The sequence below is a fragment of the Ensifer sp. Root127 genome (genome assembly GCF_001425225.1).
GTDB lineage: Bacteria > Pseudomonadota > Alphaproteobacteria > Rhizobiales > Rhizobiaceae > Ensifer > Ensifer canadensis.
This window is the reverse complement of sequence record NZ_LMDX01000034.1, coordinates 202,822-225,858: the sequence shown is the minus strand read 5'-3', so window position 1 is coordinate 225,858 and position 23,037 is coordinate 202,822. Positions and strand designations below refer to the sequence as shown.

Sequence of the window (23,037 nt, the reverse complement as noted above, 5' to 3'; positions counted from 1 at the left end):
TTGTTGGCGGCATGATGACATCAGCGCCATCGTGCGCCGGCAATCGCGATCGCCGTGTCATTCCATCAAAACGCACGGGACAAAGACCGTTTACAGCGATTTCCTCTGAGGTATCCTGCAACCGCTGGCAGCCATTGCCATCAGGTTTCGACCGCTTCTTGAGAGGGAAGCAAAGACATGTGCGATGCGTGCGTCGTGGAATCCGTAAAGCAGAAAATGTTGTCCCGCCGCAGCTTCTTCAAGGCAGCAGCCGTCGGCACAGCGGGCATCGCCGCCGCGAGCGCCGGTATCGCCCCGCCGGCGCTCGCCCAGGGACACACCGGCGTCACCGACCTCACCCACGAACTCTACGAGGAGTTCCCGACCTTCTTCGGCCAGCAGCAGTTCTTCCGCGAGCAAAAGTTCAGCTACGCCAAGGACAAGTTCAACCTGTTCGAGCTCCGGGTGAACGAACACACCGGCACCCATGTCGACGCGCCGCTGCATTTCTCCGCCGATGGTCTGTCGGTCGCCGAGCTGCCGGTTGAAAAGCTCGTCGTGCCACTCTGCGTCGTCGACATCCGCGAGAAGGCGTCCGCCGATGCCGATGCGCAAATAACACCCGACGACATCAAGGCCTGGGTCGCCGCCAATGGCGACATTCCGGAAAACGCCTGCGTCGCCATGCTTTCCGGTTGGGGAGCGCACCTTGGCACTGACAAGTTCCGCAATGCCGATGCAAACGGCAAGATGCACTTTCCCGGTTTCCACGCCGAGGCGGCGAAATACCTGCTCGACGAGACCAAGGCGGCCGGCATCGCCGTCGACACGCTTTCGCTCGACCATGGCCCCTCGCCTGATTTCGCCACCCACTATGCCTGGCTGCCGGAAGGCCGCTGGGGACTGGAGGCGGCCGCCAACCTCGACAAGGTGCCCGTCAAGGGCGCGACCCTCGTGCTTGGCGCGCCCAAACACCGCGGCGGCACCGGCGGTCCGGCGCGCGTGTTTGCGCTCGTCTAGAGCATACCCAGGAAAAATGCGAAGCGGTTTTCCGTGAGGAAATGCGTACAAGCAAAGAGGGATACCAACCTGCCGATCCGGCGGCGTCCGCCGCCGGACGCCCCCCGATTGACCCTATGACCAGGAGACGTCATGAGCACCATCGCCCCGCCTGCCGATCCGGAATCCGACGCGCGCGTAAAAGCCGTGTTCGACGACATTCGCGCCACCCGCAAATCGGATTTCATCAACAATATGTGGCTGTGGCTCGCCTTCGATGCCGACCTGCTGGAGCAGACCTGGCGCGACGTCAAGGCGGTGATGGCAACGCCCTCCGCGCTCGATCCGCTGGTCAAGGAAATGCTCTACATCGCCGTTTCCGTCAGCAATGGCTGCGGCTACTGCGCCCATTCGCATACGGCTGCCGCGAGAGCCAAGGGCATGAGCGACGCCGAACATGCCGATCTCTTGCGCGTGATCTCACTTGCCGCCAGAACCAACCAGCTGGCGACCGCCTTGCAGGTGCCGGTGGACGCTGCCTTCGACAGGACGGCCTGACGGCGGTGAGCGCGAGAATAAGCGGCTTCGAAATCGCCTGTCTTTCCACAGGCTTGGTGCGGGTGGCGCAGAAAACGGAATAAAAGAAGAACATCCTTTCTGGCCTTTCGCCTCCGAATCACTACATTGAGCCGCATGATGAGTGGTTTCGACGACATTCCCTTCTTCGACGAAGAGCCGGCCCCGCGCAAGCAGCCGCCAGCAACGGGCGGCATCGCCGCGCGCGCCATGGCTGCCCGCGACCGCCAGCAGCGCCCGGATTATCTCTCCGGCCTCAATCCGGAACAGGCCGAAGCGGTCGAATCTCTGGATGGCCCGGTGCTGGTTCTCGCCGGCGCCGGCACCGGCAAGACCCGGGTTCTCACCACCCGCATCGCCCATATTCTTTCCACCGGCCGCGCCTTCCCCTCGCAGATCCTTGCGGTGACCTTCACCAACAAGGCGGCGCGCGAGATGAAGGAGCGCGTCGGCGTGCTCGTCGGCCATGCGGTCGAGGGCATGCCCTGGCTCGGCACCTTCCACTCGATCGGCGTCAAGCTGTTGCGCCGCCACGCCGAGCTGGTGGGCCTGCGCTCCGACTTCACCATTCTCGACACCGACGACGTCGTCAGATTGATCAAGCAGATCATCCAGGCCGAGGGCCTCGACGACAAGCGCTGGCCGGCCAAGCAGTTCGCCGGCATGATCGACGGCTGGAAGAACAAGGGCCTCGACCCGGCGCAGATCCCCGAGGGCGATGCCCGCGCCTTTGCCAACGGCAAGGGCCGCGAGCTCTACGCCGCCTACCAGAACCGGCTGCGCACGCTGAACGCCTGCGACTTCGGCGATCTGCTGCTGCACCCGATCCGCATGTTCCGCAGCAATCCGGATGTGCTGAAGGAATACCACGACAAGTTCCGCTACATCCTCGTCGACGAATATCAGGACACCAACACCGCGCAGTACATGTGGCTGCGGCTTCTGGCGCAGCGCGCCAAGGGCGTGCCGCAGAACGTTTGCTGCGTCGGCGACGACGACCAGTCGATCTATGGCTGGCGCGGCGCGGAAGTGGACAACATCCTGCGCTTCGAAAAGGATTTCCCCGGCGCCAAGGTCATCAAGCTCGAGCGCAACTACCGCTCGACCGAGCATATTCTCGGCGCCGCCGCGCATCTGATCGCCCACAACGAGGGGCGCCTCGGCAAGACGCTGTTTACCGAACGCACCGACCCGGATGACGAGAAGGTGCAGGTGCACGCCGCCTGGGACTCCGAAGAGGAAGCCCGCGCCGTCGGCGAGGAAATCGAACAACTGCAGCGCAAGAGCCACAAGCTCAACGACATGGCGATCCTGGTGCGCGCCTCGTTCCAGATGCGCGAATTCGAAGACCGCTTCGTCACGCTCGGCCTGAACTACCGCGTCATCGGCGGCCCGCGCTTTTACGAGCGGCTCGAGATCCGCGACGCCATGGCCTATTTCCGGCTCGTCTGCCAGCCGGCCGACGACCTTGCCTTCGAGCGCATCGTCAACACGCCGAAGCGCGGCCTTGGCGACACCACCATTCGCACCCTGCACGACTATGCCCGCGCCCGCGACGTGCCGATGCTTGCGGCTGCGACTGACATCATCGAGACCGACGAACTGAAGGCCAAGGCCCGCAAGGGGCTGTTCGATGTCGTCGCCGATTTCCGCCGCTGGCAGAGCCTGCTCGAAACCACGCCGCACACCGAACTTGCCGAGCAGATCCTCGACGAGAGCGGCTACACGGCTATGTGGCAGAACGACAAATCGGCCGAAGCGCCGGGCCGGCTCGAAAACCTCAAGGAACTGATCCGCTCGATGGAAGCCTTCGAGAGCCTGCGCGGCTTCCTCGAACACGTCGCGCTGGTGATGGACGCCGAGCAGAACGAAAACCTCGATGCCGTCTCGATCATGACGCTGCATTCGGCCAAGGGGCTGGAGTTCGACACCGTGTTCCTGCCCGGCTGGGAGGAAGGCCTGTTTCCGCACCAGCGCGCGCTTGACGAGGGCGGCCGCTCCGGCCTCGAGGAAGAACGCCGTCTTGCCTATGTCGGCATCACCCGGGCAAAGCACCGCTGCCACATCTGGTTCGTCTCCAACCGCCGCATCCACGGGCTGTGGCAGTCCACCCTGCCCTCGCGCTTCCTCGACGAGTTGCCGAATACCCATGTGGAGGTGGCCGAGACCGAGCAGTCCTATGGCGGGTACGGCCGCGGCGGCTATGGCCAGTCGCGCTTCGACAAGGCCGATCCCTTCCAGAACAACTACTCCACCCCCGGCTGGAAGCGCGCCCAGCAGAACCGCTCGGATGCGACGCGCGACAACTGGGGCTCGCGCTCCGGCCACGCCGTCGAGCGCATCGGCTACGGCGAAAGCGGCCCGCGCAGCCGCACCATCGATGGCGAACTGGTGGCGAAATCCACCAGCACCGAGCCCTCGCGCTTCACCGTCGGCGACCGCGTCTTCCACATGAAGTTCGGCAACGGCAACATTTCAGCGATCGAAGGCAACAAGCTGACGATCGACTTCGACAAGGCCGGGCAGAAGCGCGTGCTGGATGGATTTGTCGAGAAAGCGTGAGCGCAACGAGTCTGCTAGGCTGGCACATCAGGTGGCAACCAGTTGGGACAACGGACGATTTGGATTGCCGGCATCGGATTCTAAATCGCCCAGGCGGAACGGCCAATATGATTGACACCTCCCGCACCGTCGAAGTCAAAAAATCCTGGCCCCAATTGATAGGAATCCTCGCCGCCGCCGCAGCACTGTCGGCGGCTTCCCTAACAACTGTACTGAACTGGGTGTAGAAGCAGGTTCTGGTCGCTTGTTGTTCGCCCGCTATCTCGGCTCGATAGCTTGGCCCGCTGCATTCCTGGGTGTACTCGTCCTCTACGTTCCGATGCGACGCAGCGTTATCATGTTGTCCCCTCAGGGGTTTAGCGATGCTCGACTGGCTCCGAGCATGATCCCCTGGCCCGCGATCGTCGGCCTCAATCCGATCGAGTATCACAAACAAAAAATGATTGTGTTGACACTCGATCCGAACACGATCGGCCGCCTACATAAGAAAATTGGCGCGAAGATTCGGCGAAGCGGCATGTTTGGAACACCCAAAGGGCTCCTAGTGGTCTCGCACGGCCTTGCCATTACTTTTGCCGAGCTACATTCACTACTCCTTGCCTACCATCGCGACCATGGCCACAAGGCTGATGTTGTTCAAACAGCTTGCGAGTACGGGAGCGTTCATCAAGAGCGTGACGGTTGAAGGAGACGGCACAGCTGCTGGCGACTGTCAGGTCCTACAGATGCTCGACGCGAAGGCGGCCTCCCCAACGATCGTTGAGATATTCGCAGACGAGGGTGCGGTGGCAGCGGTGCGGTTTGTCCTCGGCGCAGAGCAGGCAGGCGCCCTGCAGCGCCTCCGGCTTCACGTGCTGCTCGACCTTGCGCTCCGCCATCAGGTCGAGAAAGTCCCGCGAAAAGGTCTTCCAGTCGCCCTTGTCGGTCTTGTAGGCCTTCATGATCGCCTCGGTGGGCGCAAAAAGCGGCTGGTGCACATAGTCGATACCGCCGATCTTCTTCAGGAAGAACGCAAGGTCATTGGCCTTGGCGAAGCCGGCAAGCTGCGAGGTATTGTGCAGCCGGACATCGACGATCGTCTTGACGCCGGCCTTCTGCAGGCGATCGAAAAAATCTTCCGCCGATGATTTTGTGAAGCCGATCGTAGAAACCTGCACGTTGTCCATCGCGTCCACCCCAGTTGCCCGCTGTCACACAGCCTTCAGCCAAGCTAAAGCCTAGATCATCTTGCGGTAGACGAGAAAGCCTGAACGCTCCGCCACCTTGTCGTAAAGTGCCATCGCTGTGGCATTGGTCTCATGTGTCTGCCAGTAAACCCGCGGCGAGCCGGCCGTGCGGGCGGCCTCGTAGACGCCTTCGATCAATGCCGCGCCAACGCCCTTGCCGCGCGCAGCTTCGCTGGTGAAGAGATCCTGGAGATAGCAGTTCGGCCCGATGGACGTCGTGCTGCGGTGAAAGAGGTAGTGGGTGAGCCCGACCAGCCGTCCCTCGTTTTCGGCCACCAGCGCGTGCATCGGCTCGTAAGCATCGAAGAATCGCGACCAGGTCATTGCGGTGATATCAGGATCGAGCGCCGTTGCACCCGACCTTCCATAAAAGGCGTTGTAACCATCCCAGAGCGGCAGCCATTGCTGGTAATCGCTGCGGACAATCGGGCGGATGCGAACTGCGTCGGTCATATCTCTATCCTGCTGGATCGATGCGAATGAACTATGGGGATGATGGCGTGATGTCTTTCCATTCATAGCCTGCCTGCGCAAGGCGTGCTCAGCCCTCAAGGGGCGAAGGCGCCACGGTCTTCGCGATTGCGAGGACCGTGCACCCACTGAAACAGCCCGAGCTGGAGCGGACCAGCGACAAAGACTGCCGCTACATTCGGCCCTTGGCCATCGCCCCGATGATCTCGTCCACGCCGGTCAGGATCGCGTCGCCCATGAAGGCGATGTTGTCCATCGAGCGCTCGCCGGCCTCGTGGTGGCCGGCGCCGCAGGCATCGCGGATGACGATCGGCACCAGCCCAAGATCGGCGCCATGGCGCACCGTCGGATCGATACCGATTTCGGTTGCAATGCCGCAGATGGCAAACGAGGTCAGTCCGAGATCGCGCAGGATGATGGCAAGGGGCGTGCCCTCGAAGGCCGAGAACGTGATCTTGTCGAGAATGGCCTCATCGTCGCGCGGCGCCAGTTCCGCCACCAGCTCGAAGCCCGGCGTGCCGCGCAGGAACCAGGGCTTGACGGCATCGGGATCGTCCGTGCGCTGCCAGGCCATCGCCTGGCGCATCTGGAACGCGCCCATCAGCGGCTTCGGCATCGACAGATGCCGCAGAAAGATGATGGGATAGCCGCCGGCGCGCGCGGCCTCCAGAACCTTCAGCACCTCAGCCAGGATCGCCGGGCCATTCTTGACCTGATTGGTGATCCCCGCCTGCATGTCATAAACCACCAGCGCCATCCGGTCCGGTCGGCAAAAATCGGCAAGCGTTTTCCCAATGTCCAGTGAAACTGCCATCATTCCCCTCTTCCGGCCCACCTCCTCCGGCGGCCGTCCTCACGCTTCAATCAAGCACCGGGAATGTGGCGCGGCGGTTCCAAGGTTTCAATACGGCCGGAGGCAGATGTTGGCGGTAACAACCTCCGTCTCAAGCGTCATCGCACCCGCCTGCCCTCGCCCTGCTGATCAAGGTCATGACCTCGGCATCCGAGGTCTGCTCGAAGTCGCGGTAATGCAGGCCGACGGCGCGGAAGAAGGCGGGGGTGGAGAGACAGACGATGCCGTCGACCGACGGCCGCAGGCTTGCGAGCGCGCTCGCCGGCGCAACGGGAACCGCCAACAGCAGGCTACGCACACCGGTCCGGCGCAGCGCCTGGATCGCCGCGCGGATCGTGCCGCCGGTGGCAATGCCGTCGTCGACGAGCACCACATTGCGATCCCTCGGCGAATGCGGCTCGCGATCGCCGAGATAGAGCACCCGCCGTCTTGCGATTTCCGCGCGTTGGCGCTCGGCTTCGGCGGCGATGTAGCCGCGCGGCGGCCGCACCAGGCGCACGGCCTCGCGGTTCAGCACCAGTTCCGCCTCTTCGCCATCGACCAGTGCGCCAAGCCCGAATTCCTGATGACCCGGCGCGCCGATCTTGCGCACGATCAGCACCTCAAGCGGTGCGCGGAGATACGTGGCAATCTCGAAGGCAACCGGAACGCCGCCGCGCGGCAGCGCCATGACCAGGGGCTCCGGCGGCGCCTCGACGGCCACCGCCTGCGCCAGCCTGCGGCCGGCGTCGGCCCTGTTTTCGAAGAACACCGGTCCCGTGAACATGTCGCCTCTCCCGGCCCGCAGAAGGCCGCTTGAACCGCCTGGCACCGCGTCACCGCCGACGAAACGCCTGACCATCCGGCAGTTGTCACTCCGCATCGGTGGACAACCGTGTCAATTTCGGCAGTCGCTAAAATTGCAGCGATTTCCGCCGGGTTTCGTTAAGGCGCCAAAGCTACCAATTGACCCCTGCATATTTGGCATTGACGTAAGCCGCCTTCCTCGATTTTAGCACGACAGGCCGTTTCGAAATGAGCTTTCTCCCCGCCCTATCGATCATATGCCTACTGGTGATGCTGCCGGTACTGCTTTCGCTGCAGAAATCATCGATGCCAGGCGCTGCGGAGTTCGCTTCCGGCTGTGCCATGACAGCCATTGCCATGACACTGGTGATGCTGGCCGAGATCCAGTCTCTCCGGCCGCTGCTGCTTGTCGGCTTTGCGTTTCTTGCCATCGCCTGTCTCTTCGTACTCGCCGGGTTCCGCTCGTTCTTCGCTCTACCCAGCTGGAGGCCGGCAATCCTGCCGCTCGGCGCAACGATGGTTGCAACCATCTCGGTTCTGGCTGCGTTCGGCGCTGAGAGTACCGCGGCTCGGGCGCTGATCACGCTCGGCATCGCCGCCGCCGTCTTCGTGGTCGCCTCCATTTCCGTCCTGAGGCTGCGCACAGCGAGCGACCCGACAACACGGAAGGCAATCGTCATCGGTGCCGCCATTGCCAGCGTCACGCTCCTGCAGATCGCCGCGATCTCGCCCCCTTCCCCCGTGAACGAGGCGGGCCCGGCTCCCCTTGTTGCTTGGAACTTTCTGCTGGCTGCGATGTGGCTGCTCTACATGCCCATCCTGTTTCTCGGCGTCATCCTGATGACTCATGACCGCGTCATCGCCGATCTCAAGACCACGATTGCCCGCGACGAGTTGACAGGAGCGCTGTCGCGGCGCGCCTTCATCGAACTTGGCGAACGCATCTTTGCCTCGTGCACGGCGCACGCGCGCCCCGCCGCCTTCCTGCTGCTCGACCTCGACTATTTCAAGCAGATCAACGACCGCTATGGCCATGCGGCCGGCGATGCCGCGCTCGGCCATTTCGCCGACACGGTCACCGCCTGCCTTGCCGGACGCGGCACATTCGGCCGCATCGGCGGCGAGGAATTCGGCGTGGTGCTGTCTGACCATACCGAAGGCGAAGCGTTTCTGCTGGCCGAGGAGATCGGCCGTACGGTCCGCGTCACCCCCGTCGGACGTTTCGGCCAGCCGATCCGATTGACTGTCAGCATCGGCATTGCCAGCGCGGGCCTTGGCGATACCATGACCGACGTGATGATCCGGGCGGACATGGCACTCTACGCCTCCAAGGCCGACGGACGCGACCGCTGCACCATCGCCGGGAGGCTGCAGCCAGACGCCAGCGGTCGCGTGCTTGCCGCTGCCGCCGCACAGCTTCGCGCTGCCGAGGCCTATTCGCTCGCACCGCAACTGCTGCGCGACACCGGCTGATCCGGGAACCTCCGCTCAGCCCGGTTCACGTGTCCACCTTGCGCTGGCCATCTTGCATTGATTGGGGCAGAACCTATGTGAACGGTGCAAACCACCGGAGGAAATTCATGTCCCGTTCGTTCCGCGTCTTGATGCTAGCCAGCCTTGCCGCTTTCGTAACGACAGTCTCTCCCGCCCGGGCCGAAACCGTCGGCGAAGTCGGCGTCGACTGGCTCGGCAACGACATCATCGTCGACGCGGTCAGCGATCCCAAGGTCAAGGGTGTGACCTGTCACGTCACCTATTTCGATCGCGGCGTCATCGATAGGCTGAAAAACGGCAACTGGTTCGAGGATCCATCCAACAACTCGATCGCCTGCCGCCAGACCGGCCCGATCGAGATCGGCGACATCGACCTTTCGAAAGAAGGCGAGGAAGTGTTCCGCTCCGGCTTGTCCTTGATCTGGAAAGACCTGCTCGTCACCCGGATCTATGACCGCAAGAACGACACGCTGATCTATCTTGCCCACTCGCGCGAACTGACCGACGGCTCGGCCAAGATGTCGATCACGACGATCCCGCTCTACGGGCAGACCGTCAACTGGCAGGAAGGCAAGCCGAAGCCCTGACAAAACGAACCCTCCCGGAAGAGTGTTCCAGGAGGGCTTTGTCACCGGCCAGTCCCCACAACTGGCGTCAGGCCATCGATGCTCAATAGGTAGGCGGGACGATACCCTGGTAGTAGTCGCCGTCACCACCCTGATAGCGATCAGTTAACGGCTGCTGGTAGGCACGCGGAACGGTTCTGTAGATACTGCCTGTCGACATCCTATCGACTGGAGCAACGGTGGTGCGCATCGGGGCGACCCTGGCGCGATACTGTGTTCCGGGAGGATTGTTCGCGTCGATGCCCTGATAGTAGCTGTCAGCCAGAACTGGCCCGGCGGCGCCGGCAATGAGCGTTGTTACGGAGAGCGCGGCAATGAGTTTCCTTACAGACATGGTCATAGGTTCAACTCCTGTTTCAAAAATACGGTACCCGGCCTCCGAACAGGTACGCTGCGACAACGCTAAAGTAGTACAACTGTTCCGTCAGCGCTCATGACGTTTTGTCACGATAGCCTCGCCCAAGCGTGAAAATCATGACGCAAGTTTAACTTGACCTGCGGGCTTTCTGACCGACGTGCCACGCGCAAAACGCGAAACGCCCCGGGAAAGCCCCAGGGCGCATCGCCAATCCGCGGCTCGAAGGTGGTCAGGCGGCCTGCGCCAGCTCGTCGGCAATCACCGTGTCGAGGTTGAGGAAGCAGACCATGGTCTTTTCCAGCGCGACAATGCCGCGGCAGAAGGCACGTTGCGCTTCCGGAATGATCTCCGGCGCCGGCTGCAGATCTTCGCTCTTGATGGTCATCATGTCGGATACCTGCTCGACGAGCAGGCCGACCAGCTTGCCGGCAATGTCGGTGACGATGATCGCCGAACGTTCCGACGGTTCGGTCATCTTCATGCCGAGACGGCAGGCCATGTCGATGACCGGGATCACCGCGCCGCGCAGGTTGATGAGGCCGAGCACGTAGGGCGGCGTGTGCGGCATCGGCGTCACCGGCGCCCAGCCGCGGATTTCGCGGATCGCCATGATGTCGATGCAGAATTCCTGGTCGCCCAGATGAAACGAAACGATTTCGAGATAGGCACCGGACTGCTTGATTGCGTTGGACATGATCAGAATTCTTCCCAATTCTCACCGGAGGCCGACGTCGATGGCACGGAGCCCGGTTGGTTGCCGAATGCGCCCGCTAGCTTGCCCATCAGGGCCTTGGCGGGGGATGGAGCTGGACGCGAGGTCGATTTTGCCGAGGCAAGGTTGTGCAAAGGCACCGCCTTGTGCGTGCCCCTGGGTACGAGCCTTGCAGCTGCAGGCGTCGTTGCGGCTGCGATCTGCGTTGAAGCCCGCGTCTGGACAGGCGCTGCCGGCTTCACGGTCGTAACTGGCTTCACGCTCGCGGTCGTCTGCGACGGTGCGTTGGAGCGCATCAATGCTTGGACGGTCCGGCCCTCGTGGAACTGGCCGACGAGTTGCGTCAGCTTTTCCGCGTCCTGCGCCAGCGTGTGGCTGGAGGCGTTGGTCTGTTCGACCATCGCGGCGTTCTGCTGCGTCATCTGGTCGAGCTGGCCGACCGCCGTGCTGATTTCGTTGAGCCCGGTCGACTGCTCACGCGCCGCCATGACGATGGAACTCATGTGCTCGTTGATCCGCGCGACATCGGCGCCGATGCGACCGAGCGCCTCGCCCGTCGCCTGCACCAGCCGGACACCGGTGCCGACCTCGTTGCCCGAGCGGCCGACGAGCGTCTTGATATCCTTGGCGGCGCCTGCGGCGCGCTGCGCCAGCGCGCGCACTTCCTGCGCCACGACGGCAAAACCCTTGCCGGCTTCCCCTGCCCGCGCTGCCTCGACGCCGGCGTTCAGCGCCAGAAGGTTGGTCTGAAAGGCAATCTCGTCGATGACGTTGATGATCGTGCCGATCTCGTTCGAGGCATCCTCGATGCGGGCCATGGCGCTGATCGCCTCGCCGACGATGCGGCCGGATTCCTGCGCATTGGTGCGGGTCTCGTCGACCATGCGGCTCGCCTCTTCGGCGCGCTGGGTCGCGGTGCGCACGGTCACCGTGATCTCGTCGAGGGCGGCGGATGTCTGCTCCAGCGATGCGGCCTGCTTTTCGGTGCGGCGCGCCAGGTCGTCGGCGGCGGTGCGCATCTGGCGGCCATTCGTCTCGATCGAGAGCGCGTTTTCCTTGACGTTGAAGAGCACGTCACGCAGGCGCTCGACCGTCTGGTTGAAATTGCGGCGCAGCGTATCGAGCTTGCCATCGAAGGGGCGGTCGATGGTGACGGCGAGATCGCCTTCGGCAAGCTGCGTCAGTGCCAGGCCGAGGCTGTCGACCGCAGCCTGGATGCGGCGAACCGCTTCGTCGCGCTCGCTTTGCTGCTGTTCGCGTTCCTTCTCGATTTCGCGGCGGCTTGCCGCCGCATTCTGCTCGAGCGATTGCTTTTCTATGGCCGAGGCACGGAAGAGATCGACGGAGCGGGCCATGACGCCGATCTCGTCGCCACGGTCAAGCGCCTCGACCTTGGAGCCGAGCTCGCCCTTCTGGATGCGCTGCATGCTGTCGCGAAGCCCGAGGATGCCGCGGCGCAACGTCGCCCCGTGAAACCAGAGCAGGCCGAGCAAGGTCGCCATGGCGACGAGACCGGCTATAGTCTGCAGCAGAAGCGCATCGGCCGAAACGGCGCGCGCTTCGTCGACCCGCGTCTGAACCAGTTGTGTCGCAGCCTCGGAGAGCTGCGAAAGTGCTTTACCAAGCCGTTCGCCGGCACCGTCGATCGCGTCGTCGATCTTGCCGAATTCTTCCGTCGAAGCCTTGCCTTCGACCAGCGTCTTCAGGTCGACGCCGATTGCCTGGCGAAGTTCGGTGAGATCCGCGTCGAAGGTCGAAAGCGCGTCAGTCCGGCCGAGCAGCGTCGCCAGCGTCTTGATATCCGCCTTGCTGGCTTCGAGAAGGCTAAGCGTGGTTGCGATGCCTGCGGCGCGCTCCGGATGGATCACGCCTTCGTTACGGTCGACGATGGTATCCATGGCGTTGAGCACGAGGTTGGTGGTGGCAAGCCGCATCTCGTCGACGGCGGTCAGGCCGCGCTGCGCGGTGATCGCCCCGTTCAGCGCCTCGTTCGAGCGCATGTCCTCATACCAGCCGACGCCGAGCACGGAGCCGAAGCCAACGAAGGCGGCACCGGCGAGCGTGGCAAGCCGCTGGCTGACGGTGAGGTTCTTTTTCAGGGGCGCAGACGTTGCGGTCATAGGGCAGTCCATGGTCACGGACCTGCCAAAACCAGGCGAAGTCCTCCGTTAAAATCGATGCGGAAAGCCGGGCTCGATCAAACCGGATGACGTCATGTCATGTAGAGGTGAAGCACTTCACCCGCGTTGGCAAAACACTGGCAAACAGACCTTAAGCATTCGCTAAGCCGACCCCCGAATCATGGGGAGAAACGCAGCGCGGCGAGATGCTTTTGCTGGAGCGCGGTCGCCCCTTCGAGAAAGCGCAGCAGAACCGCCTGCTCCTCGGCTGAAAAGGTCGCGAGGAAGCCGGCACCTTCCTCGGCGATCGGCCGGTAATAGGGCGCCGTCAGCATCTCCACTGCATCGGTGTTTTCCACCATCACCTTGCGCCGGTCTTCGGCGCTGCGCGTCCGCTGCAAGAGGCCGCGTGCCTCCATCCGGTCGATCAGCGCCGTCACCGCCGCTGGCGTCAGTCCCGTCTCCTCGGCAATCGCGCCGGCCGGTCGCGGGCCGGCATGCAAGAACGCGAGGCAGCGGCGCTCGGCGGCATTGAGCTGCAGCCGCTCGCCCACCGCCTCGTCATAGGCTTGGGTCGCATCCTGCCAGCGCATCACGGCGCCGCCAATTGCTCGGACGAGTCCGTCCGGCGCCGGGCTTGACGAATTTACTTCGATCATCTAAATATTAATCCATCGTACTTTTCATTCATCGCAACAATATGAACTTCGCTTGCAGCGGACGCAAGCCTTGGAGACGCATATGCCAAAGCAGAATTCCATCGCGATAACAGGCGCCGGCATTGCCGGCCTGTCCCTCGCCATTCGCCTGCGCCAGACCGGCCACTCAGTCCAGATCTTCGAGGCGCGGCCGCGGGAGGCGTCCGGCGAAGGCGCCTTCCTGACGCTGGCGCCGAACGGCATCAATGCGCTGCGCGCGCTCGGCCTTGCCGAGCGTGTCTCTTCCCTCGGCATCCCGACGACCGGCATTGAAATCCTCAACGCCGCTGGCCGACGGCTGGCATTGCTCGATGAGCGGGAAGCCCAACGGCAGGCGGGCGCCGCGAGCATCACCCTGCGTCGCGCCGACCTGCTGGAGGCGCTACGCCAGACAGCGTCGGCGCAGGGCGTCGACATTCGCTATGACCACGCGCTCATCGACATCGAGCGGAAAGCGGACGGCGTGACCTTGCGCTTCGGCAACGGCGAGAGTGCGCATGCGCATTGGCTCGCCGGCTGCGACGGGGTCTGGTCGCGCACGCGGCGCCTCGCATTGCCCGCCTCGCCCGAGCCGCTCTATACCGGGTTGACAGGCACCGGCGGCTTTCTCGATTGTCCTCACGTGCCGTCGAGCGGCGGCGTGCTGCGCCTGATGTTCGGCGAAAGCGCCTTCTTCGGCTACATCAAGGCGCAGGAAGGGCCGGTGTTCTGGTTCGATTCCTTCACGCTCGACGAGGAGACGGCGATCGGCCGGCCGGATCCGTCAGCCCTTGCCGCCCGCACCCGCGCCCAGCACGCCGGCGACGCCGCCCCGGTCCGCGACATCGCCGCGGCCGTCACCTCGGTGCCGCGCGCCTATCCGGTCTTCGACATGGGCCACCTGCCGCGCTGGTTCGACGATCGCGTCGTGCTGCTTGGCGATGCCGCCCATGCGGTCTCTCCCCATGCCGGCCAGGGCGCCTCGATGGCGATCGAGGATGCCGTCGTGCTCGCCGCCTGCCTCACCGCCTATGGCGCGCCGAGCCGGGCCTTCAGGGCCTATGAGACGCTCCGGCGCGACCGGGTGGAACACATCGTCCGCATCAGCCGCCGCCGTGGCGCCAAGAAGCAGGCAAAGGGCCCGGTCGCACTGTTCCTGCGCGATCTTCTCCTGCCGCTTCTGTTGCCCTTCGACGCGAAAACGACCCAGGCCGTCCAGCGCTACCGCGCCGATCTCGACCCGCTGGTGTTGCCGGCCGCCTGAACGCCGATCTCCGGCCCGGCCGGAGATCCCTTCCCCTTGGCGCTCCGGATGCTATGATAGGGTCATGAACACGAGAACGCAGAGATCGATCCGGCTTCCGCTGCTTGCGGGTCTTGCGATGGCGCTTGCCGTCGTGACGCTTCTCGCCTTCCGCGGCTGGATGGCGAACTGCGCCGATATCTTCCTGGCGCTCGCCCAGTCCGGCCTTGCCTGGTGCATCTGAGCTGACGGGCATTACTGCCGGAGGATTTCCAGGAAAAGTGCGAAGCGGTTTTCCGTCCGGAAATGCTTCAACACAAAGAGATTGCCTGCGGCAATTGTCCCATTTGCGTGGCTGCGGCGGAGACGGTATCAAAAGCCGATCAACCTGATATGGCCGGCCAAGGCCCCAACTAAATCGGTAGCACGCATGAAAACCATTCGCATCGCCCTTTGGGCCGCCGTCGTCGTCATGGCCGGCGTTCTCGGCTGGCTGACCTACGAGATGACCCAGTCGAAGCAGCAGGGCGCCTCCGGCCCCTTCGGCGTGCCCTTCACGCTGGTGGCGCAGGATGGCAAGGAGATCACCGAGAAGGCTTTCTCCGGCAAACCGACCGCGCTGTTCTTCGGCTTCACCCATTGCCCGGAGGTCTGCCCGACGACGTTGTTCGAGCTGAACGGCTGGCTGGAAAAGGTCGACCCGGAAGGCAACAAGCTGCAGGCCTATTTCATCACCGTCGACCCTGAGCGCGACACGCCTGAAATTCTCGGCCAGTACGTCTCCAACGTGTCCAAGCGCATCACCGGCATTTCCGGTCCGGCCGACAAGGTGCTGGAGATGGTCAAGGGCTACCGCGTTTACGCCAAAAAGGTGCCGCTCGACGCCGAAAAGCCTGACGGCGACTACACCATGGACCATACCGCCTCGGTGTTCCTGCTCGACGCCGACGGCAGCTTCTCCGGCACCATCGCCTACGGGGAAAACCCCGAAACCGCGATCAAGAAGCTCGAGAACCTCACCAAGGGTTGAGGACCGCTCCTGCCCCAATCGAACATCTTTGCTAGCGCCGGCATCGCCCGGCGCTTTGCGTTTGCCAAGCTTTCATGCTAGCGGCGGGGGCTTGCAGCGGCGCACGTCGGATAGGGCGTGCGGCGATTATGCAGAGCCAGCCGAAGGACAGAGCCTTGAGCGAGATCAGACTTTTCGTCACCACCACCGAGAAGCAGGCGGAAGCCGTGCTCGACCGCATGAGCGAGGTCTTCGGCGAAGAGGATTTTGCCATCGGCACGACGGAAGTCGACGAAAAGCGCGACGTCTGGGAAGCCTCGATCTACATGATGGCGGCCGACGAGGAGAGCGTCAACGAGCGGCTGACGGAGGCGCTTGCCGACGACTTTTCCCATCTTGCCATCGAACGCGAAGTGCTGCCGGATATCGACTGGATCGCCAAGTCGCTCGAGGGGCTGGCGCCCGTGCGCGCCGGCCGTTTCGTCGTGCATGGCTCCCATGACCGCGACAAGGTCCGCACCGGTGAGATCGCCATCGAGATCGAGGCCGGCCAGGCCTTCGGCACCGGCCACCATGGCACGACCGCCGGCTGCCTCGAAGTGCTGGCGACCGTGGCGCGCACCCGCACGGTGCGCAACGTGCTCGACCTCGGCACCGGCAGCGGCGTGCTGGCGATCGCTGCCTGGAAGCTCCTGCATGTGACGGTGCTCGCCACCGACATCGACCCGATTGCCACCCGCGTTGCCGAGGAAAATGCCCGCCGCAACGGCGTCGTCACCGGCATGACCTTTGCGACGGCCCCCGGCTTTCACTCCACCGCCTTCAGCGGCAACGGCCCCTTCGACCTGATCATCGCCAACATCCTCGCCCGTCCGCTGATGAAGATGGCAGCGCAACTGACCGCCAACCTCGCCCCCGGCGGCTCGGTGATCCTCTCGGGCATTCTTGCCGAGCAGCGCTGGAAGGTGCTTGCCGCCTATAACGGGCAGCACCTGCGCCATGTCCGCACCATCTGGCGCAACGGCTGGGTGACGATCCACCTGGAGAAGTGAGGCACGCGTCCGGAGCGACAGCCGCAGGGTTTCTTCGCAAAGCCTGACCTGGTCTCGGTTTGCAGCCTATCCCTTCGCCGGACGGCGGTGGGAGAACTGAGCGATGGATATGCCGGCTTTGCGGAAGCCGTTCAGCCAGAGCTCCGCATCCTCTGACAAGGAGCAAATCTTCGCGGTGTTTCGGGCGTAGACGTCTGCATCGAACGCCGCGGGCATCGCGCGCGTTATGATTGCCGCCTCCTCCGCCCTGCCGAGCTGGGCGAGACAGGCCGCCTGGTTCAATCGGAAGAAATACGGCGGATCGATCAGGGTTCCGTAGGCGGTCAATGCCGCATCGAACCTGCGCGCGAGATAGTAGCAGTCCCCGAGACTGGAGAGGAACGCCGGCGGCAGGAGCGGCTCGAACTTGCAGCCCCGTTCGACAAGCGCCAAGCCTTCTTCATGCATTCCCGCATAGGAAAGGATCATGCCTCGGGCGACAAGGACGTTCATGTCGCGCGGGCTCATCGAGATCGCAATGTCGGAGTAGCGCAGGGCCTCGTCAATTTTCCCGACCAACAGAAAGCATGCAGCAACGCTGGTGAGGACGAATGGATCGTTTCTGTCGGCAGCGATCGCCCGCGCGGCATATTCCTGGCACTCAACCTCAAGCCCGGCATCTGTCGCAGCATCAGGCTCACTGAACCGCCAGTATGCGTAGAGCAATCCTAGCGAGGCGAGAGCGGGCGCATAGGTCGGGTCGACGCGGATCGCCTCCTGCATGTGCCCGCGTGCACCCTGTTCGTCACCGTTGCGCCAGGCAGCCCCTGCCCGGAGCCAGGACCTATAGGCGGAGATATCCGTCGTCGAACTCCTTGCGCGAACGGCCCCGGCCACCTCTTGAAGATTGAAAAACAGGCGACCTATGATCGCATCGACGATTTGATCCTGGACCGCGAAGATGTCCGCCATTTCGCGATCGAATCTCTCGGCAAAGACATGCGCCCCTGTCTGTGTGTCGATCAATTGCACCGAGGCGCGCAGGCGCTGGCCAGCCAGCCGGACACTGCCTTCGAGGACGAATTCCGCACCGAGCTGCCGGCCCACCTCCGCCACGTTCACCGATTGGCCCCTGTAGCTGAACGTGGTGTTTCTGGCGACGACGGAGAGATTCCGGAAGCGGCTCAGCTCGGTGATGATGTCCTCGGTGAGGCCGTCGGCGAAGTAGTCCTGCTCTGTGCTTCCCGACATGTTCGTGAGAGGCAGAACGGCGATGGTGGTAAATTCCCTGCCGCGAGAAAGTGTCGTTTGGAGCAGTGCCCGGGCCGTCTCCATTCCGAAGATCCTGACCGGCGCAGCAATGTTCTTGAGCTGCACCAGTCCGAGGTCTTTCATCACGACGGGGATCTTGCCTCGGACTTCATTGTGCACCTTCTCGGACATGCAGATGCCACCCGGCTCGGCCAGCGCTTCCAGTCGCGCTGCGATGTTGACCCCCTCGCCATAAATGTCTGAACCCTCGCCGATGACATCGCCGATGTTGATGCCGATGCGGAGCAGGATCTCGCTGGGTTCTGGAACACCGGCATTCGCCTCCGCCATCTTCCGCTGAAGCTCGAGCGCGGCCTCGACGACGTCAATCGCGCTGGCGAATTCGACCAGCACGCCGTCGCCCATCAGCTTGACGATGCGTCCTCCATGGGCGCGCACCACCGGGTAGAGCACATGACTTCGCCGCTCCTTCAGCGTCTCATACGTCCCGGCTTCATCGGCTTCCATCATGCGGGAATAGCCGACCACATCGGCGACGAGGATCGCAACAAGGCGGCGGTGGATTGATTTCTCGACCACGCTCCCACGTCTCCTTCGGGTGGCGCACTCTGTTGGGAAACCGAACTCGTCCACAATATCGGGATTGTGACCTTGTGCAAAATCATCTTGTGGCACGTGCTCCATAACGGCGCACGAAAGAGCCGTTGATGTCAGGGTGCCAGCGCCAAAAAGCCAAGCCGAAGAAAAACGAAAAGGCCGCCACGTCTTTCATGACGGGCGGCCCTTCGAAACAAAGGCGATGCCAGGGGCATCGCCTGCTGGTTCGGCTTGAGACCGAACCATGCCCGCGAGCCTGAGGAGGAGGAGCGCTCGAGCGGGCGTCTACCGTTCCGAAATTGACCACCCTTGAGGGAGGAGGAGAACAGAGTGATCAACTATTCTCGGAACTGCAGGCTTTTGAACCACCGGATGTTCGTCCGTGTTCGTTGAGGCGGCTTATAAACTATTATTCCGATAGAGATAGCAGCTTCTTGGCATAGGAGCCATGCAGAAAGCGCATATGTATGGTAAATGAGCAATTGCCCTCTAAAGCATTTCCGATTTATGCGGAATCGCAAAAACGCTCTATCTCTTTGTTTTTACACATTTCCTGACGGAAAACCGCTTCGCACTTTTCCTGGAAATGCTCTGATTCTGTGCACGTCCTGCCGCCGGCATGCCCGGCGGGATCTCGCCTCTTTCCTCCCCATGGACGTTTCCGCTAAGATCGCGCATCTTTCCCGCGGTTCTCCGCCCAATTTACCGGAAATCCCTCATGTTTCAGTCCTTTGAAGTCACCTCCACGCCCCAGTTCGGCAAGGAGCGCACAGAAGCCTTGCGCGCCACCTTCGCCGCCCTCGGCATCGACGGGTTTCTCGTACCCCGTGCCGACGAGTTCCAGGGCGAGTATGTGCCGGCATCGTCGGAGCGGCTTTCCTGGCTCACCGGCTTTACCGGTTCCGCCGGCGTCGCCCTCATTACGCAGCGTCAGGCTGTCGTTTTCGTCGATGGACGTTACGTGACCCAGCTGAAGGAACAGGTCGACGGCCAGGTCTTTATCGGCGGCGATCTCATCGGCGAGCCGCCGCATCTCTGGCTGGAAAATAACGGCACCAAGGGCTTCAGGCTCGGCATCGACCCGTGGCTGCACACAGGCGCTGAAGTGCGCCGGCTGGAAAAGGCGCTTGCCGTCCTCGGCGGCTCGCTCGTCTTCCTCGACCACAACCCGCTCGACCGCATCTGGACCGGTCGCCCGGCAGCCCCGCTCGGCCGCGTCTCCATCCAGCCGATCGAGCAGGCCGGCGAGCTTGCCAAGGACAAGATCGCGACCATCGCTGGCGGCCTCGAAAAGGCCGGTGCCAGCGCCGTGGTTTTGACCGACCCCTCCTCCGTCGCCTGGACCTTCAATATCCGCGGTACCGACGTGCCGCACACGCCGCATCCGCTCGCCCGCGCCATCATCCATGCCGACGGCCGCGCCGAGATCTTCCTCGACAAGCGCAAGACCGGCATCGAGCAGGAAGCCTATCTCACCCAGATCGCCGAGATCGCAGCACCCTCGACCTTCGACGACCGCCTGTCGACGCTCAGTACTGCGGGTGCTGCCGTCATGCTCGACCCGGACCTTGCCTCCTTCGCCATTTCCGAGCTGATCCGCTCCAAGGGCGGCAAGGTCGTCGAGGCCGTCGACCCAGCCCGCCTGCCCCGCGCCCAGAAGAACAGGGCCGAGATCGAGGGCTCGACCCGCGCGCATCTGCAGGATGGCGCCGCGATGGTCGAATTCCTCGCCTGGCTCGACAAGGCCGAGCCCGGCACCGTCACCGAGATCGGCGCTGCCAACCAGCTGGAAGCCGCCCGTGCCACCGTCGGCGAGCGCATGCAAAACCCACTCAAGGACATTTCCTTCGACACCATCTCCGGTGCCGGCTCGCATGCGGCGATCATGCACTACCGCGTGACGACCGAAACCGACCGCGCGATCGAAGCAGGCACCATGTTCCTGATCGATTCCGGCGCGCAATACATCAACGGCACCACCGACATCACCCGCACGGTGGCGGTCGGCGCGGTTCCGGAAGAGCAGAAGCGCTTCTTCACGCTGGTGCTGAAGGGCATGATCGCCATCAGCACCGCGCGTTTCCCCAAGGGCTCGCGCGGTGTCGACCTTGACCCCTTGGCCCGCATCGCGCTGTGGAAGGCTGGCGCCGACTACGCCCATGGCACCGGCCACGGCGTCGGCTCCTACCTCTCGGTGCATGAGGGACCGCAGCGCATCGCCCGGCTTTCAACCCAGGAACTGCTGCCCGGCATGATCCTGTCGAACGAGCCCGGCTATTACCGCCCCGGCGCCTTCGGCATCCGCATCGAAAACCTCATCGTGGTGCAACCGGCCGAAGAGATCGCCGGCGGCGACCTGGCGATGCTCGGCTTCGACACGATCACCTATTGCCCGATCGACAGCCGCCTGGTGCTGCCGGCGTTGCTGACCGACGAGGAACTGGGCTGGTTCAACGCCTACCACGCCGAGACGCGCGAAAAGCTGATGCCGCTGTTGGTGGGCGACGAGACCCGCAACTGGCTGAAGACCGCGACGAAAGCCATCACACGCTGAGTGGGGCATTGCGAAGGGGCTGAAGCGCGTTTCCAGTCCCCAAAGCATGTCGCGCAAAGGTGCGCAGTGGTTTTGCGATAACGACATGCGCAAAAACAAGAGCTTAAAGCGCAACAAGCGAATCCGGGAGAGCGCCCGGCGCTGTAGCAAATTGGGGCGGGATGCGGCCGGAAAACCGCACGCAGTTTTCCTCATCCCGCTCTGACGCCGGCTTTCAAGAAGAAGCACAAAGGCTTGGGGGAAGCCCCGGCTTTTCCTTTCAGATTCCCAACAGTTTCTTGGCCTGGCCGAGCGTTGCCTCCGACGCGGCGTGATCGCCGGCCTTGTGCTGGTCTTCGCCCTGCTTGCGCAGCGCCGTGACCTTCGCCATGTCGGCCTCGGAAAGAGAGGCCGTCGGGATGGCCGCATCGATCGCAGCCATCATGGTGGGGCACTGGTTGGCAAAGGCCGTCGCAGGCGCAAGCGCGAGCAAAAGGGCAATCGAGATCCTGGTAATCATGGTCGCTCCTCCACCACCGGGAGGCTGCAGCAAGTCAAAGTGCAACCGCGACCTTTGCGCGTCAGACAGGGCGCGCGGCGCAGCCGTACCTCTCCGGCAATCAGAGGATGATAATCCAGGACGCGCCCGAAGCCAACGCCGGAGCGTTCAGCGCACCCTGCCCTGCCCGCGCCGTCTTCGACGACACGACCAGCGACAGGGATTGCCCGCACAAAGGCGGTGAGGAACCTACAGGACGAGATGCCGGATCAGCATCACCACCACCCAGCCGATGACGAGCATGCGCAAGGTGGAGAGATTAAGCCCGAGCGCAATGGCGAAGGCGACGAACATCGAGACCGCGACGTCGAAGCCGCCATAGACGAAGGCCGGCGCCACCAGCGTCGTCAGCACCGCCGCCGGAACGGCGTTCAATGCCGATTCGAGCCGCGGCGGGATCTGCTTCATCTGGGTGATGAGCACATAGCCACCGATGCGGGTGATGAAGGTCGCAACGGCCGCCGCGATGATCAGATAGATGAGATTGAGGTGTTGCGGGTCCATGGCTCAGGCCTCCTTCTCGATGGCGACGGGCGGTGCCGAAACCGTCTCGGTCGGCGGCAGGCAGGCGGCGAGCAGCACGCCCGCCAGCGCCCCGATGCTGACATGCCAGGGCGAGCCGACGAGATGCATGCCGGCAACCGACGCCACGGCAGAAACCGCAACGATCGGCAAAAAGCGGTCACGCTTGCGAAAACCCATCACCAGGCCGAGGAAGTAGATCGGCAAGAGCACGTCGAGGCCGATGGCCTTGGGATCGCCGATCAACTGACCGAAGATCGCGCCAAGCAGCGTGTTGAAGATCCAGGGGAAATAGATCACCAGGCCGAAGCCGAGATACCAGGGGAAGGTCACCGGCAGGCCACGCTCGCCGCGCTTCTCGGTCTCGGCATATTGCGGATCGACCAGCAGGAAGAAGGCAAAGAACTTCTGGACCGGGGTGAAATGCCGGATGTATTTGGCGATCGAGGCGGAATAGAGCACGTGGCGGAAGTTGACGGCGAAGACCGAAAGCACCACCAGCCATGGCTGGACATGGTTGCCGAACAGCTCGATGCCGACCATCTGGCTGGCGCCGGCATAAACCGTCGCGCTCATGAACACGGTATCGGCGATGGTAAAACCATTGTCGACCGCAAGCGCACCGAACAGCGCGCCAAAGGGTGACGCCGCTAGCATGATCGGGAAGCCGCCGCGCACGCCTTCCCAGAATTCGTCTTTTCTCATGGAATCCTCCCGCGGCGCCGGCAATGGGCGCCCGCGGCATGCCGTCTTTAATCGGGATCGATCAAGGCCACATGCAGCATTTCAAAACTGCGACAGCGACTGTGCACCTCAAGGCGCGCGCGGCTGT

General features: G+C 63.2%; 23 protein-coding genes. 11 read left to right on the top strand and 12 right to left on the bottom strand.

Annotated features, from left to right (window positions below; translation table 11 throughout):
• The first annotated feature begins 177 nt into the window (after positions 1-177).
• The 4 genes from ASD03_RS28540 (at position 178) to ASD03_RS28525 (ending at position 4,801) form a co-directional block, all read left to right on the top strand.
• Entirely contained in the window at positions 178-999 is an 822-nt protein-coding gene (locus tag ASD03_RS28540; protein WP_025427686.1) for a cyclase family protein, read from the top strand.
• A 132-nt stretch (positions 1,000-1,131) separates the two neighbouring features.
• Positions 1,132-1,536: a carboxymuconolactone decarboxylase family protein gene (locus ASD03_RS28535; RefSeq protein ID WP_025427687.1), complete on the top strand. Its 405-nt coding sequence runs from the start codon at positions 1,132-1,134 to the stop codon at positions 1,534-1,536.
• A gap of 135 nt (positions 1,537-1,671) precedes the next feature.
• Positions 1,672-4,116 carry a UvrD-helicase domain-containing protein gene (locus tag ASD03_RS28530; RefSeq protein WP_025427688.1) on the top strand — a complete coding sequence of 815 codons (2,445 nt, stop codon included), beginning with the start codon at positions 1,672-1,674 and terminating at the stop codon, positions 4,114-4,116.
• A 382-nt stretch (positions 4,117-4,498) separates the two neighbouring features.
• Positions 4,499-4,801: a hypothetical protein gene (locus ASD03_RS28525; RefSeq protein ID WP_128090488.1), complete on the top strand. Its 303-nt coding sequence runs from the start codon at positions 4,499-4,501 to the stop codon at positions 4,799-4,801.
• Positions 4,802-4,835: 34 nt separating this feature from the next.
• Here the strand turns inward: ASD03_RS28525 and ASD03_RS28520 are convergent, their stop codons facing one another.
• The 4 genes from ASD03_RS28520 to ASD03_RS28505 form a co-directional block, all read right to left on the bottom strand.
• Positions 4,836-5,282 (bottom strand): DUF488 domain-containing protein, encoded by a 447-nt coding sequence (locus tag ASD03_RS28520; RefSeq protein ID WP_025427690.1) that lies wholly within the window; start codon positions 5,280-5,282, stop codon positions 4,836-4,838.
• A gap of 51 nt (positions 5,283-5,333) precedes the next feature.
• A complete protein-coding gene (locus ASD03_RS28515; RefSeq protein ID WP_025427691.1) occupies positions 5,334-5,795 on the bottom strand; it encodes a GNAT family N-acetyltransferase in 462 nt (153 codons plus the stop codon).
• A 190-nt stretch (positions 5,796-5,985) separates the two neighbouring features.
• A complete protein-coding gene (locus ASD03_RS28510; protein ID WP_225906331.1) occupies positions 5,986-6,627 on the bottom strand; it encodes a cysteine hydrolase in 642 nt (213 codons plus the stop codon).
• Positions 6,628-6,757: 130 nt separating this feature from the next.
• Entirely contained in the window at positions 6,758-7,432 is a 675-nt protein-coding gene (locus ASD03_RS28505) for a phosphoribosyltransferase (RefSeq protein ID WP_025427693.1), read from the bottom strand.
• Positions 7,433-7,680: 248 nt separating this feature from the next.
• On the opposite strand from ASD03_RS28505, the gene ASD03_RS28500 reads away from it, so the two are divergent.
• Entirely contained in the window at positions 7,681-8,925 is a 1,245-nt protein-coding gene (locus tag ASD03_RS28500) for a GGDEF domain-containing protein (protein WP_025427694.1), read from the top strand.
• A 107-nt stretch (positions 8,926-9,032) separates the two neighbouring features.
• Positions 9,033-9,533 (top strand): CreA family protein, encoded by a 501-nt coding sequence (locus tag ASD03_RS28495; RefSeq protein ID WP_025427695.1) that lies wholly within the window; start codon positions 9,033-9,035, stop codon positions 9,531-9,533.
• 82 nt (positions 9,534-9,615) lie between these two features.
• Here ASD03_RS28495 and ASD03_RS28490 read toward each other — a convergent pair whose 3' ends face one another.
• From ASD03_RS28490 to ASD03_RS28475, 4 genes are all read right to left on the bottom strand, one after another.
• Positions 9,616-9,912 (bottom strand): hypothetical protein, encoded by a 297-nt coding sequence (locus ASD03_RS28490; protein ID WP_025427696.1) that lies wholly within the window; start codon positions 9,910-9,912, stop codon positions 9,616-9,618.
• 247 nt (positions 9,913-10,159) lie between these two features.
• On the bottom strand, positions 10,160-10,624 hold the full coding sequence (locus ASD03_RS28485; RefSeq protein WP_018326507.1) for a chemotaxis protein CheW: 465 nt from the start codon (positions 10,622-10,624) through the stop codon (positions 10,160-10,162).
• A 2-nt stretch (positions 10,625-10,626) separates the two neighbouring features.
• Entirely contained in the window at positions 10,627-12,762 is a 2,136-nt protein-coding gene (locus ASD03_RS28480) for a methyl-accepting chemotaxis protein (protein ID WP_038577246.1), read from the bottom strand.
• A gap of 179 nt (positions 12,763-12,941) precedes the next feature.
• A complete protein-coding gene (locus ASD03_RS28475; RefSeq protein WP_309141651.1) occupies positions 12,942-13,355 on the bottom strand; it encodes a MarR family transcriptional regulator in 414 nt (137 codons plus the stop codon).
• Positions 13,356-13,503: 148 nt separating this feature from the next.
• Here ASD03_RS28475 and ASD03_RS28470 point away from each other — a divergent pair, with 148 nt between their 5' ends.
• From ASD03_RS28470 to ASD03_RS28460, 4 genes are all read left to right on the top strand, one after another.
• Positions 13,504-14,703, top strand: a complete 1,200-nt coding sequence (locus ASD03_RS28470) for an NAD(P)/FAD-dependent oxidoreductase (RefSeq protein WP_057217695.1) — start codon at positions 13,504-13,506, stop codon at positions 14,701-14,703.
• A 64-nt stretch (positions 14,704-14,767) separates the two neighbouring features.
• Positions 14,768-14,926 carry a hypothetical protein gene (locus ASD03_RS40060; protein WP_200957361.1) on the top strand — a complete coding sequence of 53 codons (159 nt, stop codon included), beginning with the start codon at positions 14,768-14,770 and terminating at the stop codon, positions 14,924-14,926.
• Between the two features lie 186 nt (positions 14,927-15,112).
• Positions 15,113-15,712: an SCO family protein gene (locus ASD03_RS28465; RefSeq protein WP_025427701.1), complete on the top strand. Its 600-nt coding sequence runs from the start codon at positions 15,113-15,115 to the stop codon at positions 15,710-15,712.
• A gap of 155 nt (positions 15,713-15,867) precedes the next feature.
• Entirely contained in the window at positions 15,868-16,743 is an 876-nt protein-coding gene (locus ASD03_RS28460) for a 50S ribosomal protein L11 methyltransferase (protein ID WP_025427702.1), read from the top strand.
• A gap of 66 nt (positions 16,744-16,809) precedes the next feature.
• Here the strand turns inward: ASD03_RS28460 and ASD03_RS28455 are convergent, their stop codons facing one another.
• Entirely contained in the window at positions 16,810-18,573 is a 1,764-nt protein-coding gene (locus ASD03_RS28455; protein WP_025427703.1) for an adenylate/guanylate cyclase domain-containing protein, read from the bottom strand.
• 736 nt (positions 18,574-19,309) lie between these two features.
• On the opposite strand from ASD03_RS28455, the gene ASD03_RS28450 reads away from it, so the two are divergent.
• On the top strand, positions 19,310-21,145 hold the full coding sequence (locus ASD03_RS28450; RefSeq protein WP_025427704.1) for an aminopeptidase P family protein: 1,836 nt from the start codon (positions 19,310-19,312) through the stop codon (positions 21,143-21,145).
• Between the two features lie 259 nt (positions 21,146-21,404).
• Here ASD03_RS28450 and ASD03_RS28445 read toward each other — a convergent pair whose 3' ends face one another.
• From ASD03_RS28445 to ASD03_RS28435, 3 genes are all read right to left on the bottom strand, one after another.
• Positions 21,405-21,644 (bottom strand): hypothetical protein, encoded by a 240-nt coding sequence (locus tag ASD03_RS28445; RefSeq protein ID WP_025427705.1) that lies wholly within the window; start codon positions 21,642-21,644, stop codon positions 21,405-21,407.
• A gap of 228 nt (positions 21,645-21,872) precedes the next feature.
• On the bottom strand, positions 21,873-22,187 hold the full coding sequence (locus tag ASD03_RS28440; protein ID WP_025427706.1) for an AzlD family protein: 315 nt from the start codon (positions 22,185-22,187) through the stop codon (positions 21,873-21,875).
• A gap of 3 nt (positions 22,188-22,190) precedes the next feature.
• Positions 22,191-22,910, bottom strand: a complete 720-nt coding sequence (locus ASD03_RS28435; protein WP_025427707.1) for an AzlC family ABC transporter permease — start codon at positions 22,908-22,910, stop codon at positions 22,191-22,193.
• Positions 22,911-23,037: the final 127 nt, after the last annotated feature.

Bases quoted from the DNA above. Each gene is read 5' to 3' on its own strand.
- ASD03_RS28540 (WP_025427686.1), top strand. From the start codon at position 178: ATGTGCGATGCGTGCGTCGTGGAATCCGTAAAGCAGAAAATGTTGTCC.
- ASD03_RS28535 (WP_025427687.1), top strand. From the start codon at position 1,132: ATGAGCACCATCGCCCCGCCTGCCGATCCGGAATCCGACGCGCGCGTA.
- ASD03_RS28530 (WP_025427688.1), top strand. From the start codon at position 1,672: ATGATGAGTGGTTTCGACGACATTCCCTTCTTCGACGAAGAGCCGGCC.
- ASD03_RS28525 (WP_128090488.1), top strand. From the start codon at position 4,499: ATGATCCCCTGGCCCGCGATCGTCGGCCTCAATCCGATCGAGTATCAC.
- ASD03_RS28520 (WP_025427690.1), bottom strand. From the start codon at position 5,282: ATGGACAACGTGCAGGTTTCTACGATCGGCTTCACAAAATCATCGGCG.
- ASD03_RS28515 (WP_025427691.1), bottom strand. From the start codon at position 5,795: ATGACCGACGCAGTTCGCATCCGCCCGATTGTCCGCAGCGATTACCAG.
- ASD03_RS28510 (WP_225906331.1), bottom strand. From the start codon at position 6,627: ATGGCAGTTTCACTGGACATTGGGAAAACGCTTGCCGATTTTTGCCGA.
- ASD03_RS28505 (WP_025427693.1), bottom strand. From the start codon at position 7,432: ATGTTCACGGGACCGGTGTTCTTCGAAAACAGGGCCGACGCCGGCCGC.
- ASD03_RS28500 (WP_025427694.1), top strand. From the start codon at position 7,681: ATGAGCTTTCTCCCCGCCCTATCGATCATATGCCTACTGGTGATGCTG.
- ASD03_RS28495 (WP_025427695.1), top strand. From the start codon at position 9,033: ATGTCCCGTTCGTTCCGCGTCTTGATGCTAGCCAGCCTTGCCGCTTTC.
- ASD03_RS28490 (WP_025427696.1), bottom strand. From the start codon at position 9,912: ATGACCATGTCTGTAAGGAAACTCATTGCCGCGCTCTCCGTAACAACG.
- ASD03_RS28485 (WP_018326507.1), bottom strand. From the start codon at position 10,624: ATGTCCAACGCAATCAAGCAGTCCGGTGCCTATCTCGAAATCGTTTCG.
- ASD03_RS28480 (WP_038577246.1), bottom strand. From the start codon at position 12,762: ATGACCGCAACGTCTGCGCCCCTGAAAAAGAACCTCACCGTCAGCCAG.
- ASD03_RS28475 (WP_309141651.1), bottom strand. From the start codon at position 13,355: ATGCGCTGGCAGGATGCGACCCAAGCCTATGACGAGGCGGTGGGCGAG.
- ASD03_RS28470 (WP_057217695.1), top strand. From the start codon at position 13,504: ATGCCAAAGCAGAATTCCATCGCGATAACAGGCGCCGGCATTGCCGGC.
- ASD03_RS40060 (WP_200957361.1), top strand. From the start codon at position 14,768: ATGAACACGAGAACGCAGAGATCGATCCGGCTTCCGCTGCTTGCGGGT.
- ASD03_RS28465 (WP_025427701.1), top strand. From the start codon at position 15,113: ATGAAAACCATTCGCATCGCCCTTTGGGCCGCCGTCGTCGTCATGGCC.
- ASD03_RS28450 (WP_025427704.1), top strand. From the start codon at position 19,310: ATGTTTCAGTCCTTTGAAGTCACCTCCACGCCCCAGTTCGGCAAGGAG.
- ASD03_RS28445 (WP_025427705.1), bottom strand. From the start codon at position 21,644: ATGATTACCAGGATCTCGATTGCCCTTTTGCTCGCGCTTGCGCCTGCG.
- ASD03_RS28440 (WP_025427706.1), bottom strand. From the start codon at position 22,187: ATGGACCCGCAACACCTCAATCTCATCTATCTGATCATCGCGGCGGCC.
- ASD03_RS28435 (WP_025427707.1), bottom strand. From the start codon at position 22,910: ATGAGAAAAGACGAATTCTGGGAAGGCGTGCGCGGCGGCTTCCCGATC.